General features: G+C 37.2%; 18 protein-coding genes. 1 reads left to right on the forward strand and 17 read right to left on the reverse strand.

Going from position 1 to position 16,189, the window contains the following annotated elements; all coding sequences use genetic code 11:
- Window positions 1–25 precede the first annotated feature (25 nt).
- The 5 genes from BUB71_RS03820 to BUB71_RS03840 all read right to left on the reverse strand — a co-directional run bounded on the left by BUB71_RS03820 (window position 26) and on the right by BUB71_RS03840 (window position 5,444).
- Window positions 26–781, reverse strand: coding sequence for an amino acid ABC transporter ATP-binding protein (locus tag BUB71_RS03820; protein WP_073152221.1), 756 nt, complete (start codon window positions 779–781; stop codon window positions 26–28).
- Window positions 778–1,452 (reverse strand): amino acid ABC transporter permease, encoded by a 675-nt coding sequence (locus tag BUB71_RS03825; RefSeq protein ID WP_073152224.1) that lies wholly within the window; start codon window positions 1,450–1,452, stop codon window positions 778–780. The genes BUB71_RS03820 and BUB71_RS03825 overlap by 4 nt, the downstream gene beginning before the upstream one ends.
- Window positions 1,453–1,521: 69 nt before the next feature.
- Window positions 1,522–2,298, reverse strand: a complete 777-nt coding sequence (locus BUB71_RS03830) for a transporter substrate-binding domain-containing protein (protein WP_245815507.1) — start codon at window positions 2,296–2,298, stop codon at window positions 1,522–1,524.
- 123 nt (window positions 2,299–2,421) lie between these two features.
- Entirely contained in the window at window positions 2,422–3,774 is a 1,353-nt protein-coding gene (locus tag BUB71_RS03835; protein WP_175552272.1) for a sigma-54-dependent transcriptional regulator, read from the reverse strand.
- Window positions 3,759–5,444: a transporter substrate-binding domain-containing protein gene (locus tag BUB71_RS03840; RefSeq protein WP_073152235.1), complete on the reverse strand. Its 1,686-nt coding sequence runs from the start codon at window positions 5,442–5,444 to the stop codon at window positions 3,759–3,761. The genes BUB71_RS03835 and BUB71_RS03840 overlap by 16 nt, the downstream gene beginning before the upstream one ends.
- 276 nt (window positions 5,445–5,720) lie before the next feature.
- On the opposite strand from BUB71_RS03840, the gene BUB71_RS03845 reads away from it, so the two are divergent.
- Window positions 5,721–6,839, forward strand: coding sequence for a metallophosphoesterase (locus BUB71_RS03845; RefSeq protein WP_245815508.1), 1,119 nt, complete (start codon window positions 5,721–5,723; stop codon window positions 6,837–6,839).
- A gap of 81 nt (window positions 6,840–6,920) precedes the next feature.
- Here the strand turns inward: BUB71_RS03845 and BUB71_RS03850 are convergent, their stop codons facing one another.
- The 12 genes from BUB71_RS03850 to BUB71_RS03900 all read right to left on the reverse strand — a co-directional run bounded on the left by BUB71_RS03850 (window position 6,921) and on the right by BUB71_RS03900 (window position 15,682).
- Window positions 6,921–7,127, reverse strand: a complete 207-nt coding sequence (locus BUB71_RS03850; protein ID WP_175552273.1) for a PqqD family protein — start codon at window positions 7,125–7,127, stop codon at window positions 6,921–6,923.
- Between the two features lie 46 nt (window positions 7,128–7,173).
- Entirely contained in the window at window positions 7,174–7,848 is a 675-nt protein-coding gene (locus BUB71_RS03855; protein ID WP_073152247.1) for a transglutaminase-like domain-containing protein, read from the reverse strand.
- 74 nt (window positions 7,849–7,922) lie between these two features.
- Entirely contained in the window at window positions 7,923–8,048 is a 126-nt protein-coding gene (locus tag BUB71_RS20165; protein WP_281248171.1) for a hypothetical protein, read from the reverse strand.
- Window positions 8,049–8,176: 128 nt separating this feature from the next.
- Window positions 8,177–8,893, reverse strand: a complete 717-nt coding sequence (locus BUB71_RS03860; RefSeq protein ID WP_073152250.1) for a hypothetical protein — start codon at window positions 8,891–8,893, stop codon at window positions 8,177–8,179.
- 62 nt (window positions 8,894–8,955) lie between these two features.
- Window positions 8,956–9,783 (reverse strand): D-amino-acid transaminase, encoded by an 828-nt coding sequence (dat, locus tag BUB71_RS03865; RefSeq protein ID WP_073152254.1) that lies wholly within the window; start codon window positions 9,781–9,783, stop codon window positions 8,956–8,958.
- Window positions 9,784–9,820: 37 nt separating this feature from the next.
- On the reverse strand, window positions 9,821–10,261 hold the full coding sequence (locus BUB71_RS03870) for a DMT family transporter (protein WP_073152258.1): 441 nt from the start codon (window positions 10,259–10,261) through the stop codon (window positions 9,821–9,823).
- 64 nt (window positions 10,262–10,325) lie between these two features.
- A complete protein-coding gene (locus tag BUB71_RS03875; RefSeq protein ID WP_073152261.1) occupies window positions 10,326–10,982 on the reverse strand; it encodes a response regulator in 657 nt (218 codons plus the stop codon).
- Window positions 10,957–12,153, reverse strand: a complete 1,197-nt coding sequence (locus BUB71_RS03880) for a sensor histidine kinase (protein ID WP_073152265.1) — start codon at window positions 12,151–12,153, stop codon at window positions 10,957–10,959. Before BUB71_RS03880 ends, BUB71_RS03875 begins: the two co-directional genes overlap by 26 nt.
- Window positions 12,154–12,334: 181 nt before the next feature.
- On the reverse strand, window positions 12,335–12,808 hold the full coding sequence (locus BUB71_RS03885; RefSeq protein ID WP_245815509.1) for an ABA4-like family protein: 474 nt from the start codon (window positions 12,806–12,808) through the stop codon (window positions 12,335–12,337).
- Window positions 12,798–13,661 carry a hypothetical protein gene (locus BUB71_RS03890; RefSeq protein ID WP_073152268.1) on the reverse strand — a complete coding sequence of 288 codons (864 nt, stop codon included), beginning with the start codon at window positions 13,659–13,661 and terminating at the stop codon, window positions 12,798–12,800. The genes BUB71_RS03885 and BUB71_RS03890 overlap by 11 nt, the downstream gene beginning before the upstream one ends.
- Before the next feature lie 191 nt (window positions 13,662–13,852).
- Window positions 13,853–14,869, reverse strand: coding sequence for a methyltransferase domain-containing protein (locus BUB71_RS03895; protein ID WP_073152271.1), 1,017 nt, complete (start codon window positions 14,867–14,869; stop codon window positions 13,853–13,855).
- Between the two features lie 273 nt (window positions 14,870–15,142).
- Window positions 15,143–15,682, reverse strand: a complete 540-nt coding sequence (locus tag BUB71_RS03900) for a DUF4309 domain-containing protein (protein ID WP_073152275.1) — start codon at window positions 15,680–15,682, stop codon at window positions 15,143–15,145.
- Between the last annotated feature and the right edge of the window lie 507 nt (window positions 15,683–16,189).

Here is a 16,189-nt window from a genome sequence, read left to right on the forward strand (position 1 = left end):
AAAGCAAATGATCATTGACCATCTGCTATTTCAAAACTTTATTTAAAAACTCTTTGGTACGTTTTTGTGATGGGTGTTGGAATATGATATCTGGAGAATCGATTTCAATAATCTTTCCCTGATCCATGACCACTACTCGATCTGCTACTTCTCTTGCAAAGCCCATTTCATGGGTCACAACGACCATTGTCATGCCCTCTTTCGCTAAATCTTTCATTACTTGTAACACTTCTCCAACTAATTCTGGATCAAGTGCTGAGGTCGGTTCATCAAATAGCATCACATGAGGCCTCATCGCAAGCGCACGAGCGATGGCTACGCGCTGCTTTTGACCTCCTGAAAGCTGTTCGGGATATGCTTTCGCACGATCTGTCAGTCCTACTTTTAATAACAATTCATTTGCTACCTTGTTTGCTTCTTGTTTATTCACTTTCCCTAGTGTAAGTGGAGAGAGGGTGATATTCTCTTCAACTGTTAAATGAGGGAAAAGATTAAAGTTTTGAAAGACCATCCCAACTTTCTCCCGTATTAAATTTAACTGTTTTTGGGGCATCTCTTTTATTTTCCCCTGTTGTTCAATCATACCAATTGGCTGATTTTCGATCATGATCTGACCGCTCTGAATTGGCTCAAGATAGTTCATACAACGAAGTAAAGTACTCTTACCAGAGCCACTAGGACCGATAATGACTACCACCTCTCCTGAGTCAATCGTCAGATTAATCTCTTTGAGTACATGATGGGCTCCAAAGTACTTGTTCAGTTCTGTTATTTGAATCATGTTCGCACTCCCCCTACATGTAACTTGCGCTCTAAAATGCGAATGAGCGTAGAAATTACAAAGTTCACCACAAAGTAAAAGAGAGCGATGGTTAGATAAATCTCAAAGTATTTAAAGTTATCCGCTACAATCGAGTTTCCCGCTCGCATTAATTCTGGCACTGTAATGACTGATAATAATGAGGAATTCTTTGTAAGAGCAATGAACTCATTAGCAAGCGGTGGTAACATCCGTCTAACTGCTTGAGGTAAAATGACTTTTCCCATCGTTTGCCAATGACTCATTCCAAGTGAACGTCCTGCTTCCATCTGTCCCTGGTCAATTGACTGGATCGATCCTCGAACAATCTCTGATACGTATGCACCACTATACATACCTAGCCCCAGTACTCCTGCAACAGAAGCGGTTAAGTCGATCTGAAGACTGATTGCTAGCCCATAGTAGAGCAACACCAATTGCACGAGTAGTGGTGTTCCACGAAACCAAGCCAAGTAAGTAGCACAAATACCAGAAATCAATTTATTTTTTGACATTCCACCTATTCCAACAAGCAAACCAATCATACAACTTATACATAATGCAAAAAAAGTCATGCGGATTGTGACCCAGAGCCCTTTTAAAAGCAATGGTAAGTTTCCATCTTGTAATAAAATACTAAAATCTAGTTCCATCTATTTTCGCCTCCTTCAAACTAAAAATCTTCTAGCACTCCATGAGTCGAAGTGCTAGAGAGTTAATTTTTACTCACCAAACCATTTTTTTACAATCTGATCATACTTACCATTTTCTTTTAATTTTTTAAGTGCCGTATTAACCTCTTTGGCTAACTCAGGATCATTCTTTCGAATCCCATATCCATACTCTTCATGTGTTAATAACTGATCCAGAACTTTCACAGTCCCTTTCTCTTTTGCATATACTTTAGCTGCTGGTTTACCCGTTACAACTGCTTCTACTCGACCGCTTTCTAGCTCTAAAAACATATCTGTATTTTTTTCAACTTCCTTTGGCTTCACTTTTGGATACTTTTCTTTTAGAAAGCTAACCGATTTTGTTCCAATTTGAACAGCAACTTCCTTTCTGTCCAAATCTTCAATACCTTTTATTTTGCTGTCATCTTTTTTAACCATGATGGCAAGCCCACCAGGATAATAAGTATCTGAGAAGCGAATCGCCTTTTCGCGTTCTGCCGTCTTATACATAGCAGATACGATTAGATCAAATTTCTTCGCCTGCAACCCTGGAATCAATCCCTTAAATTCAGTATCCACAAATTGCACCTTTACACCCATTTCGTTTGCGATTGCTTGGATCAGCTCAACGTCAAAACCATCATATTCCTTTTTGTCATTCTTATATTCAAAGGGTGGAAAAGTGGCATCCGTTCCTACAACGATTGACTTATTCTTTTTAATTTTTCCTAATGTTGTCTCTTCTGCACCACCGCAACCAGCAATTGCAAAAATCAATAGAAAAGAAATAAACGCAAGTAATCCTTTATGGAACATTTTCATCATAATTGCCCCCTTATTTTTGGTTACAAGAGGTAGACGCAAAAATGATGCCAAAATAAAAACCCTTATTAAAAAGGGTTTGGTAAAGATAGATAGCGGCCAATTTTGCCGGTCGGCAATCTTAACCTACTCTGTCTCATATTTTTTTAGTTTCTCTCGGAGCGTTCGTTCTCCTATACCTATTATCTGAGCTGTCTTTCGTCTGTTTCCACCCATGGCAGCAAGATTATATTGGATCACTTTTTTTTCTACTTGTTGAATACTCTCCCCAACGTAGATAGGGATTAATGTATGGCTAGAAAAAACTTGTTGTTTTTGTTTCATCTCTTCAGGTAAGTCGGTGGTTTGAATCACAGATGAATTGGTTAAAGCGATCGCTCGCTCTATAATATTTTGTAATTCCCGTACATTTCCAGGGTAATCATAATGAAGCAAAACTTGTAATGCCTCCTCAGAAATCCCTTCAACAGGCTTTCCCATACGGTGACTTAACTTGTTTAAAAAGAATTCTACTAACAATGGAATATCTTCTTTTCTTTCTCGTAAGGGTGGCAAATGAATCGGGATCACATTGAGCCGATAATATAGATCTTGTCTAAACTGACGATTCTGGATTTCTTGATATAAATCACGATTTGTTGCAGAGATCAACCGAAAATCAACAGGTTTTTCTATTGTACCGCCCACTGGAGACACTTTTCGTTCTTGAATTACACGTAACAGCTTTCCCTGCAAATTTAATTCCATTTCACCTATTTCATCCAGAAAAACAGTCCCACCGTCAGCCAAAGAAAAAAGCCCTAATTTCTTCTCAGTTGCCCCTGTAAAGGCACCTCTTTCATGCCCAAATAGTTCTGATTCCAGCAACCCTTCAGGAATCGCTGCACAATTAATCGTCTGAAAACGCTTCTGATGTCTTGGACTTTGGTAGTGAATAATTTTCGCCATCAATTCCTTACCTGTGCCACTCTCCCCAGTAATCAGGACATTTGATTCGATCTTTCTAATCTGGTCTAGCATACGAAAAACTTCTTGCATTTTAGGACTTTTCCCAATGAAACCATAATCATTATGTGCTTGTTCTAACGCTTCACCTAACCATTGAACTTTTGAGTGTAATGTATAAAATTCCTCAGCTCGTTCGAGCAAAACCATTAATTCTTCTAGGTGAATCGGCTTAGTCACGTATGAAAATGCACCTTTATGCATCGCCTCCACCGAAGAAGGAATACTTCCATATGCAGTAATCATAATCACAATGGTTGCAGGAGATATTCGCTTAATATCCTGTAATATATCCAACCCACCATGTTTTCCAACTTTTAAATCTAGCAATACAAAAGCAATATCTATTTTCTTAAATAATGGAATTGCTTTTTCGGGATCAGTAAATGTATAGACATGAAAATGATCTTCTAAAGCAAAGGCAAGTGATTGGCAAATGGATGGTTCATCGTCAATAATCATGATGTGGTGCAAAGTATATTCACATCCTCTTTTGGAAGCTGATTGGGAAATGTTAACGTAAAATTGGTTCCTTTCTCCAATTGACTCTTTACATGAACAGATCCATGGTTCTCCTTGATCAATTGATAAGATATAGCTAGACCTAAACCAATTCCACCATTTTTATTAGAATAAAAAGGTTCGAATATGCGATAAATCTCTTCTTCTTCGATACCATGACCATTATCAATAACCTCAATCCTCACATGCTTTTCTATAGACCTTGCTGAAATCATGAGTTGCCCCCCTAAGTCAAGCGCTTGGATTGCATTCATAATCAGATTGAGCAAAATTTGTTGAACTTGGTGACGATCTGCGTATAATTCGCAAGAACGACTGATATCTATTTGTACAGTAAGATTTTTTTCATGGCATTTTGCATTTAAAAGCAACATAATGTGTTCAACTAAATCATGCAGTTGAAAAAGTGCGGGGGTAGATTTACGTGGTCGTGCATAATTTAATAAGTCATTCACCAAATCATTGAGACGGGTAATTTCACTTGTCACTTGTTCGGAAAAGTTCTTACAAAACGTAGGATTATTCATTTTTTGAGGGAGCAGTTGCGTATAGGTCAAAATAGATGTAAGTGGATTGCGAATTTCATGAGCAATCCCTAACATTAACTGACCTAGTGAGCGCAAGCGATTGCTTTCTGTCATTTGTATCTCCAGTCGTTGTTGAAAACGATGATGTTCTTCCAATAAGTCTAGTTTTTCTTGTAATAGCTGATTCATTCGCTCAATTTCATGGGTACGTTTTGCGACCTCCTTCTTTAGTTGACGGTTCCACCAAAAGATGCCTAATAAAAGAAGAGCTGCAACACCTACACCCACTTTTAACCAAAACATCCATCGCTCAATCTCTGCAGATAAAGGCATAATGTATTCGCCAAACCACTTTTTCTCGATCTTGATGTATGTTCCATCCTTTTTAATCATAGAGATTCCTTCATTAATTACAGTCAATAACTGCTTGTTCTTTGGCAATACTGCTAATCCATAATCTTGTGGATGTAAAGGTTCACCCACGATTTTAATCATGGACTGTTTTTTCATCGTTTGCACAAAATATTGTCCTGTTATTCGATTCCCAACAAAGGCATCTACTTTTCCATCAGCTAGTAACTGAATCGCTTCTTGTTGATTCATCACTTCGACCAATTGATTTCCATGATCACTTTGGATCAACTCGTTCGCAATATCGCCTTTTTGTACCGCTACTCTCATCTTCTTGATATCTTTCAATTCTCGAACATACAGGTTATCTTTACGAACAAAAATTGCCTGTCTGCTTGTAAAATAAGGTTTTGAAAAGTCATAGACTCGGTCACGTGCTACACTATATTTCATCCCTTGAATTGCATCCACTTGTCCACGATGAAGAGCTTTTATTGCTTGCTCCCATGGCATTGGTACAAATTCAAATCGAATCCCTGTTTGAATGGAAATAGCATTCATAACATCGACATTAAAACCTGTATATACCCCATTCTCACTTAGAAATTCAAACGGTGGAAAATGTCGATCCCCAGCAATGCGAATTGTTCGAATCGGTTCATTTCCTACAATTGATGAAATGGATGAAAAGCCGAATAAAGAAAATAGAGAAAACAGAATGATGACAAATACGAGTCTCCTCATAGCCCTACTCCTAAAATGCATTTATATAACAAATTATATTATACATTTATGAAATAAAAAGAGCGTTTCCTAACTTTTCTAGATCACCAAAATCTATCTCAAACCGATGAAACGGTCAGTCTCGCATCTTTGCAAGGCCGGATCAGTGCGTCGCCGTGAAACACGATTACGAGCCGATCACGTGACTTTGTCTACAATCTGCTATCTTTGTTCCTTTTTTTGTCGAGAAATGTTATAAAATAAAATAAATCTATCGTTAGAAAAGGAGTAACACTATTGATCATCTTTCCAATCATCTTGGTGTTTGTACTATTCGCGAACTACTACATCGGTTGGCATGGGGCATTTATTATTTCGTATTTTTCACTTCCCATTCCGATCATTTTATACTGGGTATTATTTTGGGTTGTATCTTTCTCCTATGTACTCGGTCGTATAATTCCTGGTCCAATAGGTCGACTGATTAAGGTGATGGGCTCTATTTATTTTGCCTTTATGCAATACTCTTTGATATTACTCATATTGATGGATCTATCTGCTTGGATCATGAATCTTTCGGGAATCTCTCCTACTCAATATGTACCTATACTATTGGTTGTTTATCTCATTTTACTGATCATCGTATTTGGAATCGGTTCCTTTATGGCTTGGTCACCTATTAAGCGTACATATAACGTACATATCAATAAAAAAGCTGGTTCACTTAAAGAGCTGAAAATTGCCGTGGCATCTGACCTTCATCTGGGAAATATAGTTGGCAATCGACACCTGAGCAAACTTGTAAAAGAGTTTCAAGCAATGCAGCCTGATTTAATTCTGTTGGTTGGTGATGTTCTCGATGATGTAATCGAACCATTTCTTCGTAATAAAATGGTAGATAAGTTAAAGCTACTACAAGCTAGATATGGCACTTATGCAGTCTTAGGAAATCATGAATATATAGGGAAAGATATTAAAAGATATGTAAAAGAGATGAAATCGATTCAAATTCCAGTGCTACGTGATCAAACGATTTTAGTAGAAGATTCTTTTTATATTGTAGGCAGAAAAGATAAGACTGCTGAACGCGCAGACCCAGATGGTCGTTTGAGTATGCTGGATTTGGTGAAAGATGTAGATCCATCACTACCCATTATTGCAATGGATCATCAACCTCATCAATTTGACAAGGCATTAGCAGCAGGAGTAGATATTCTCCTTTGTGGTCATACACACCGAGGTCAAATGGCTCCTAACCATCTTATTACAAAGCGGCTGTTTGAACTCGATTGGGGCTATATTCTAAAGGAGAAGATGCATGTGATTGTCTCTTCTGGATTTGGGCTGTGGGGTCCTCCTATTCGCTTGGGAAGCAGATCTGAGTTCATTGAGTTGACTGTCACCTTTGATGAATAATGAAAGAAGCCACCATCATGGTTTCTCAACACTCAATATAAATCACTCAACAGAACCAGCATAGAAGTATTGCTGGTTCTGTTATTCTTTCTGTTCTTCAATAAATCCTAAGCTAAGCAACTGAGCAATAAATCGATCTAATGCACTGCTAAGAGTCTCTCTGGATGCATCGATCTGATCTACAAGCCGATCTAAGACTACATTTTTATCATGAGATTTTTGTAATTCAATCCACATTAAATTGCCAACCTCGTTAAATCGATGATATTCTCCTGTTCTAGTATTCAACAACATAACCTCTCCATACAATTCCGTCTCGATGATCGCTTTCTGTCTACAGTAAATGATTGATCCCTCCATTTACTTCTTGCTTCGCTAAATTTCTAGACAAATTCTGCAACCAAATTTCTACCATACAGCAAAGGACGATCCCAATTGCAAGTGTTGCAGTTTTTCTGCTGCTCTTTAAGACTTTTGCTAATCGATCAGGGTCAATAATCTGAGCCTCAACTAAGAAAGAATGACTCAATAATTCACGGATTTGTTGACGATTTTGCACAACATACATCTCATCCAGCGCACTCATTTGTAAATTATAATTTTTACTTACAACAACCCAAGCATGAAATTCAAACCCTCTAATCGCCGTCATGGAACGTTTTCGGCCAATTACGACCTGAGCTGGTAAACCAAATAATCGCAAGGCACCACATATAATAGAGGCTCGTTCTAGGCAAAGCGCTTTACGATGTCTGAGATTAATCAAACGTTGGACAAAAAGATTCATTTCTCTAGCAAACAAATATTCCTCTACTTCACTATCAAATGAAAACTTCCACTGGGTTGATATTTTATCGACCTGTTGTAATGTAGCCTGTCCACCCTTTTTCTGAAAACGACTCACCATTCTCCAAACAAATAGGATTATTCTTATTTTTATATTGAAACGCGGTTTGGGTAGCAGATAGAAAACCGATTTACCTGAAATTAGACTTTGATAATATTTCATCAAAAACTCCTTTCAAGAAAATACCATAGACCCTGTTATGCTAAGGTCTATGGTATTCTACTATCAATCTTTCCTTATACCCACTGTCCATCATAGCCATCGATTAACCGACCACCAAAACCACCTGTTACTTCTTCCAGTTCACCTTCTTTAATGACTTTCGGTTCTTCATACAAGATTTTTTCCTTCTCTTTTTCCAAGTAGAAGACCTCCTCATTAAATATTGGTACACTATTATTTTAATTCAAACAAATAGTTCAGTCAAATAATTTCAATTATATTTTGTATAATACAATTATCTGATAGCATGAATAGACTGAACTCTTTCTTACATCTTTTTATTACTTCTGGTTAAAAGTAGCTCTAATAATCGATCCGACTTTGAAAAATCGATATGCGTAAAATTGTTGAGAATCTCAGTGAAAATTACCGGAGGCTTCTTGGAATATACGATTTGTTGCTTTTCGAGCTTACAAAAAAGCGAAAACGTCTTCTTTGAATTATCAATTAGGTAAACATGATCAACAAGCTTAATTGCTCGTTTTAGGTTACGATGTGACTTACGAAAACGATTTTGAATATATCTCATTTCGATCTGAGGAGTTCCTTGGGTTACGCTCCTCTCTTTCACAAAAGATGCGTGAAGTTCAGGGGTTCCTAAACTTAAATAAAATAGGATTGTCTCATCATAGTGTTGCTTAATCGCCAATTCAAGTCGGCGTATATCAGATGGCATCTGATCGAGATAATCATTTAATCCGATTTGATCCCCAGGCATGGTGATTCGGTCCAGCAATGAAGTCAACGTAGTCTCATATACTAAAGAATCACCTAAGAGGATATGATGACGAATCATAGGTTCAATCACTTGATAATGAAATGCTGGTATCCCACTCTCAAAACCAGACGCGGCAATTTTTTCATCTGGTAAAAGATAGATAACTTGATTTTGAAAATAGGGTTGTAATACTTCTTTAATAAAAGTTGTCTTACCAGCACCATAAACGCCAGCAACTATAATGAATCGTTTCTTATCTTCCCGCATGTTTGAAACCTCTCTATATTCAGTTTGAAATTGGGCAGATGGATTCATTAAGGCTTTGGATATCAGCTTATTAGTTGATAAAAAGCATTCTGTAGTTTTCTCGTTATTTTACCTGGTTGTCCTCGACCTATTTCTCGATCATCAACTTGAATCACAGGACACACTTCCATTGTTGTACTTGTAATAAAACACTCATCCGCTTGATATAACTGCTCTTTAGAAAAATGGGTTTCTTTCACTGGGATTTGCAAATCTTCTGCGATGGAGATGACAATCTGTCTTGTAATTCCATGTAAAATAAGGTGGTTGGCTGGATGTGTTAACAATTGGCCATTTTCAACAATAAAGAGGTTGGTGGAACTACCTTCAGTCACGACACCCTCTCTTACTAGAATCGCCTCATGTGCATGTTGCTGAACTGCTTTCTGCTTCGCTAATACTGCCCCAAGTAGATTCAAACTCTTAATATCGCAGCGTAACCAACGTATATCTTCTGTGGTAACAGTATGAACCCCTTTATTTAAAGCCTGAATGGGACGATCGTTCTGTTGTGTGTATGCGACTAAAATAGGCTCACTTTTTACCGGAAAATGGTGCGTACGCGAAGCAACTCCACGTGTTACTTGCAAATAAACATTTCCCTGCACTAACTGATTTTGTGCAACCAATTCCGCTAATTTCACTTTTAATTGATTGAAACCATAAGGTAAATTTATTTCAATTGCTTCTGCACTTCTTTTCAAACGTTCTAAGTGTGCATCTAAATAAAAAGGTTGCTGATGATATACACGAATCACTTCATATACCCCATCACCAAACTGGTAGCCGCGGTCTTCAATGTCGATATGGATTTCTGTTCGTTCCACTAACTGATCACGGTATAAAATCATGTAACATCCACCTCAATTCACTTCTGATTCGTTTTTGTCATGACGAGCGATAAATAAATATAAGTCCTAAAATTAGAAAAGCAATACCCCATAATCTTTGTTGGTTAAACATCACTTGCGTACTTTGAAACCATCCAAAATGATCAATTACCATACTCATCGTAATCTGACCTATAATAACCGATACAATCGCAATTCCAATCCCAACTCTTGGCACTGCAATCGTGAGGACGGTAATATAGATAGCGCCAATCACTCCACCCAATAACTGCCACTTGGGGACATGGATTACTTCCCAAAGATTTCCTTTGCCAATAAACAAAAGAACCAGCAATAAACTAAAACTCCCTACCAAAAATGAAACAAATGCAGCCTGGATTGGACCAACTGTTTTCCCTAGTGTGCCATTGATACTTCCTTGTATGCTTAAACCAAAGCCGGATAGTAATAGCAATATTAGAATGAAGATATTTTTCATAATAAACCATCCCTAAAATAAATTGTATTCTATTTAAATTACATAAATAAGTACCTTAGGTTTCTTACGATAATCCTGATTTAATCGCAAATATAGCGGCTTGCGTCCGGTCACGCAGATCAAGTTTACGAATAATGGCAGAGATGTGATTCTTAACAGTTCCTTCGCTAATAAATAGCTCTTCACCGATCTCTCTATTGTTATATCCTTTACCCAATAAACTTAATACTTCTTTTTCACGAATTGTTAAATGTGAGATTTTCTTTTGTTCTTCGCGCTCTACCTTTGACTGATATTGGTGATGTTTTCTTAGTTCATCAATAATTCGCTTGGTCACCTCGCTCTGCATCACTACTCCACCTCGATTGACGCTGTGAATAGCTTGAATAATGGCATCAGACGGCATATCTTTTAATAAATACCCCTTAGCACCTCCTTCTAAAGCTCGAAGTATTAATTCTTTATCATTAAAAGTAGTTAACATCAAGACTTTTACTTCTGTAAACTCAGCTAATATTTTCTTTGCCCCTTCAACCCCATCCATCACAGGCATACGGATATCCATCAAAACCACGTCTGGTTTCTCTTTCTTCACTAATTCGTATGCTTCTAGTCCATTTGACGCCTGTCCTACTACTTGTAAACTTTGTTCAAGATCAAAGATCATCGTTAAACCTTCTCGCATCAAACGTTGATCATCTGCGATCACAATCCGAATCATGTGCGATCACTCCTTTTAGGTTGGGTATGATGACTTCAGTGCGAAAGCCACTTCCTTTACTTGTTTGAAAGTTACATTCCCCTCCCATCTCATTTACTCTTTTCTGTAAATTCGTCAAGCCAAATCCTAATTTTAACTCATCCGCTCCGACACCATTATCTTGTATCACGAGTTGAACCTGTTCTTCTAAACAACTCAACTCAATTGCAACATGATGAGCATATCCATGTCTTTTCGCATTGGTTAATGTTTCTTGTAAAATTCGATATAAACTAAATTTAAAATCTCGTGATAATCGATTTGGAACTTCACCAAAAACTTGAAATGAAAACTTTAACTGAGTCATTTTGGCAAACTCTTGCACCACTTCCTCAAGCAATGTAGATAAACTCAGATTTTCCCAATCGCTTATATCATTCTCTTCAATAGAAAAGCGAATCTCTTGGTAAATCGACCGAGCAAGGTCTTCAATTGTTTTCATAATTTCGGTACTTTTCTTGTAATCTTTATCAATTAGTTTTCTAGCAGCTTCTAATTGAAATATTAGTGCTGTAACAGCATGACCGACTGTGTCATGTATTTCTCTAGATATTCGATTTCTTTCTTTTTCAATCGCTAAATGTTCAATTGTTTCAGCATACTCTTGTAATTTTTGATAAGAGTTTTCGAGCTTTTGATAAAGTTCTTGATAACGATTTTTCATCAAATATGCATAGCGAATAAGACCTCCTGTAACACTTGCAAATATAATAAACGAATAATCGATTAACAGCTTGCTTAACTCTTGATCCTGAATCAACATGTCAATCATTATTAAAATGATCGTTATGATTGCCCAACTAATATAGAGCAGTTTGCCTTCATAATAGAGAAAAAGCCCTAAACCAACTAGTCCAATCAGTAGTCTGATTGGCATATAAACATTAATATCTTGCACATAAAAACCAATCATCACAATCAACACAAACTCAAGCAAAAAAATAATCCAATGTCTCTTCTTCATATACAAGATAAAAAAATAACCAACCACGAAAAATAGAATGCTACTCATTACGATGAACTGGATGCTAGAATCAAATAATGATGCGCTTAACATTAGAACCATTGCCACTAAACGTAGCATCATTAATGCTTGATAGGGTGACTCTAATAATTTTCGCCATTTGATCAATCAATCTCCCTCCTTTATGAAAAAGGAACAGCCTCTCTGTTTATTACACAGAAAGGCTTTTCTCTTCCTCACTTCATTCACGTTATATAAATCTACTTTGATTCCGTTATCATCAATAATAGCCTTATTATATCGTTGTTTCATTTTCTATCACAAGCAGAATTCTAGAGAGCGTTTGCACTCAAACTCGATCAAAATCTCTTGATCTATCGTTCGATTCATCAGTTCTTTTCCATTTTCGCAATCCCTTTACGAAACCATAAATTAAGAAGCCCAATGGACCAAGCATCAAAGTGATAAAGAGCAAGATCGATTGAATAAACAAAGGGAGATAACGATTTTTCATGTTATCCTGATAAATGTAATGCCCAATCACTTGGTCAAAACATAGAATATGAATCCAGCAGAGTAGGGCAAATTGAGGATTCGACAATAAATGAATCACACCATCCGCAGAATTAAAATTCTGTACAAAACCAAATCCACTATCTAAAACAACAGAAATTATGCCAATCGTATAAAGCGTTGCAAGATAAAACGGAAAAACCAATTTACTAGAAATCCATTTAGTTAAGCTCCATTTTGGCAGCAATATCAACAATAACCAGAAAAAAACGGCAAGGCTTGCCAGTGTATATAAATAATTAATCAACATGAGCTTCTCCTTGATTCAGACGACGATTCTTTACATAATCGCTCAAGCTATAAAATGTAACCCATAACCAAATAGCAAGTGATATACCGGCTAAGAGCATCCACTCTGTCGGTTGTTCAAGTGGATATCCAAAGGTAAATTGCAATAATAGAAAAAACCATACTGCTAACCAAGCAATTCCCCCGATATGAATTCTTCGTTTTGCTCGCGGCAATGGGAGATTGGCAAAACTTAACAGCCATCCGATAATCGGAACTGCCTGATATCCATGAAACCCCACAAAATGAAGCGGCATGACATCGACATGTAATGAAGTGATCCGACCTTGTAAGGCAATCATCCAAATCCCTGAGACAAGCGCTGCCATAATCGACATGAAACCATAACGCAACGATAATAGCATTAGTTTATTTGAATTATTCTTTTGTTTAAAAATAAGAACCATTAAATAAACAAGACAAATAATCATGATTAACGAGTCAATCCCTAGACTAAGACTGATCATTTGATCAAAAGGCATCCCTGCCTTAGTAAACCGAGGATCAAACCCTCTGGCATTTTGAATCGTTTCGATCAAATAGCCTATCAAAAAGCTAGCAATCAGAGGATAGACAAACCATTTTCTTTGCTTTGGTTTCAATTGCACAAAAGGTAATAACAAAGCTGTTGTAATTGCAAAGACAGAAATTGCTAGATCAAAAGTGATCGCTTTTGTCCATTTCCCCTCGGGTGGAATTACATTTCCAAAAGCAAGATAGAAAATAATACATAGCAAACCTATTAAAATACCTAACAAACCAGTCCACATCAGCCCTTTTTCATTTCGATATGACATGAATAGATGATCTCTCACCGCTTTAGCTCTCCCCTTACATTTTTATATTTCTATCAAATTGCCCAAGAAGACTATCGCTTCGACAATCGCTGAAGTTCATAGGGCATTGTTCAGTGTAATAGTACCAAAAGAAACCTTATTCCACATCAACCAATGGATAGAAAAAATATGCGACTCTTCATAAAAAACGTTGTTACCCATGCCAAAAGTCATGCTTCCTTATCTTTCTTTAAGACGACTAATGTTGGCAATAATCCTTTTAAACTTAGTAGATAGGTCTGATCGCAGGATAAGGAAAGTGACTTTGCCAATAACAAAATTTGTTCAGGATTAGTTGTTAATAAAATCGCTTTCCCACCAGCTTTCAACACGCGGCTCATTTCAATCATCGCTTTACGAAGAAATTCCTCCATTTTTTCTCTTGTTTCAATTTGTTTTCCAAATGGAAGATTAGAAATAATCGTATCTATGCTCCCTTCTACAAGAGGTAATTTACGAATATCCCAAACGCTTAGTTTAACCTTTCGATTTCCTAAATTCCGACGTGCTACTTGAATCGATTTCGTCGAAATATCTCCCCCAAACATTTGCCGAACTGGATAATCCAAACGTTCAGCAAGCAGTGTTCCTGAACCACAACAAGGATCAACGACCAAGTCTGTCGATTGAGGTTGTGAAAGCCACACCATTGCATGTGCAACCGTAGGTAAGAGTGCAGCGGGCATAAAATCTCTTTTCTTCGTACGAAAACGAAAATCGGCCTTTGTTAATCGCAGTGAAAAAGTTGCCAGTTCATTTTCAAGATCAAGGCGAAATTCAATTTGATGATTTTCTGGTGCTCCTATCTTCCATCGTGGATTTTTCTTTTGTATGCCTTTCATTGCAGCATCAGCTAAATCAAAACGACTATAAGTTTGTTTCCCTTTTCGACTAGCATTAACGCGGAAAGTTTTCTCTCCTCTAAAAAGGGAGAAATCTAAATTTGAGACCCATTTCTCCACATCGAGTAAATGTTTTTTATGTGATCCAATCTCTGTTTGGTCAATTACTTGAAATAAATCATTTGCCGTTCGCAGAGTAAATAATACTTTGGTGGACTGATTGGTATAAAAAAACACCTTTCCTCTATTTACATTAACAATTTTTACAGGGTTTATTTTTTTACTGATTTCATCTACTAAAATCATTTCTAGCCCAGGCAAAACAGATGCAAAATAGATATTCATACATATCCTCCTATTTTTATTCAACAAAAAAAGTCGTGATGAACCTTCTAAGGATCATCACGACTTATTTTTCAGTTGAATAAATACATTGAAAATGATGATTGATGATAGTCCATTGATCATTGCTAGAAAAATGGCAAACGCAAATAAGCCTGCTTCTCAGGTTCTCAAGCAAAGTGTTATTCAATTACATATTATTGAATAACGATCAAAAAGACTGCCATTTTCATGGATATGAATGCCTCCATTTCACATATTCATTTTAGTATATCTTTAATTTTTTATTTCTTCAAGATAAAGGTTCGTAATTTGATTATTGCTATAATAGAAGAAGAGTCGGTATTTGCCCATTTTATAGAGTAATGATTTGGTCCCATTTAAACTAGTTTCGCTTTGATCTGGTTCTGGTTGTCCAAGTACTTTTTTTACCTGATCTGCTGTTAATTTTAAAAGATCTGCGTGATAAGATGTAATTCCAGTTAATTGTTTGGTATCTGCTGCAACAAGACCACATTGATGCCCTAACTTATAATCTAAATATCCAGGGTCTCCACCTTCAGGTGTCCCCCATGTATGCAGCACTGTCTCTACAGGGGTACCGATAGGAAACTTTTCCACGCCATACAGAATCCCTTTTTCCGCTTTCTGCGTAATCTGTTTGAGTAATTGTTGTTCCTTCGATAATTGATTATCTTTTTGCTCAGATTGAACTGCTTTTTGGACAGTTTGCTCTTTATTCTTTTCATTTGTTTGTGGGCTACTCTGGCATCCTGCTAACAGAAGTAATGCCATGCAAAATAAAATTTTTTTCATGCTAAATTCTCCTGATCCAATATTTTTATTCCCAAATATATCACAAAGAGCAAAAATAATAGAATACACAATAAAAATCATATAACAGCTTGTAGACAAAGACGCGTGATCGGCGGCTCGTGATCGTGGTTCACGGCGACGCTCCGACCCGGGCTAGCAAAGATGTGGGTCTGTCCGCGTTCTGTCAGCCTTCGCGGCGGGGCAAAACTCGCCTCCTTCGGCATCAGCCTGCGGAGACTCGAACAGTTTGCCCGAAAGGAAAATGCCGCTTCAGCTGCCATTCCGCTAAGTTGCGCCCGAAATGAAGCTTTGCCGGTCACCTCTCCACTCGCTCATTCGGTTTTTCATCAGTCTGAAAATCATATAAATCCAATTGAACTGGTAATCATTCGTCTTCCATCGAAGTACCAAGTGGAGTTTCATACAGTGACGTAGCCAACTTAACATGGCGCCCAATTAATGGAATCTATATTCTATTGACTGTTAAAATTAAAACATGGTAATATG

This window comes from Seinonella peptonophila, from assembly GCF_900129355.1.
In the GTDB taxonomy this organism is placed as follows: Bacteria; Bacillota; Bacilli; order Thermoactinomycetales; family Thermoactinomycetaceae; genus Seinonella; species Seinonella peptonophila.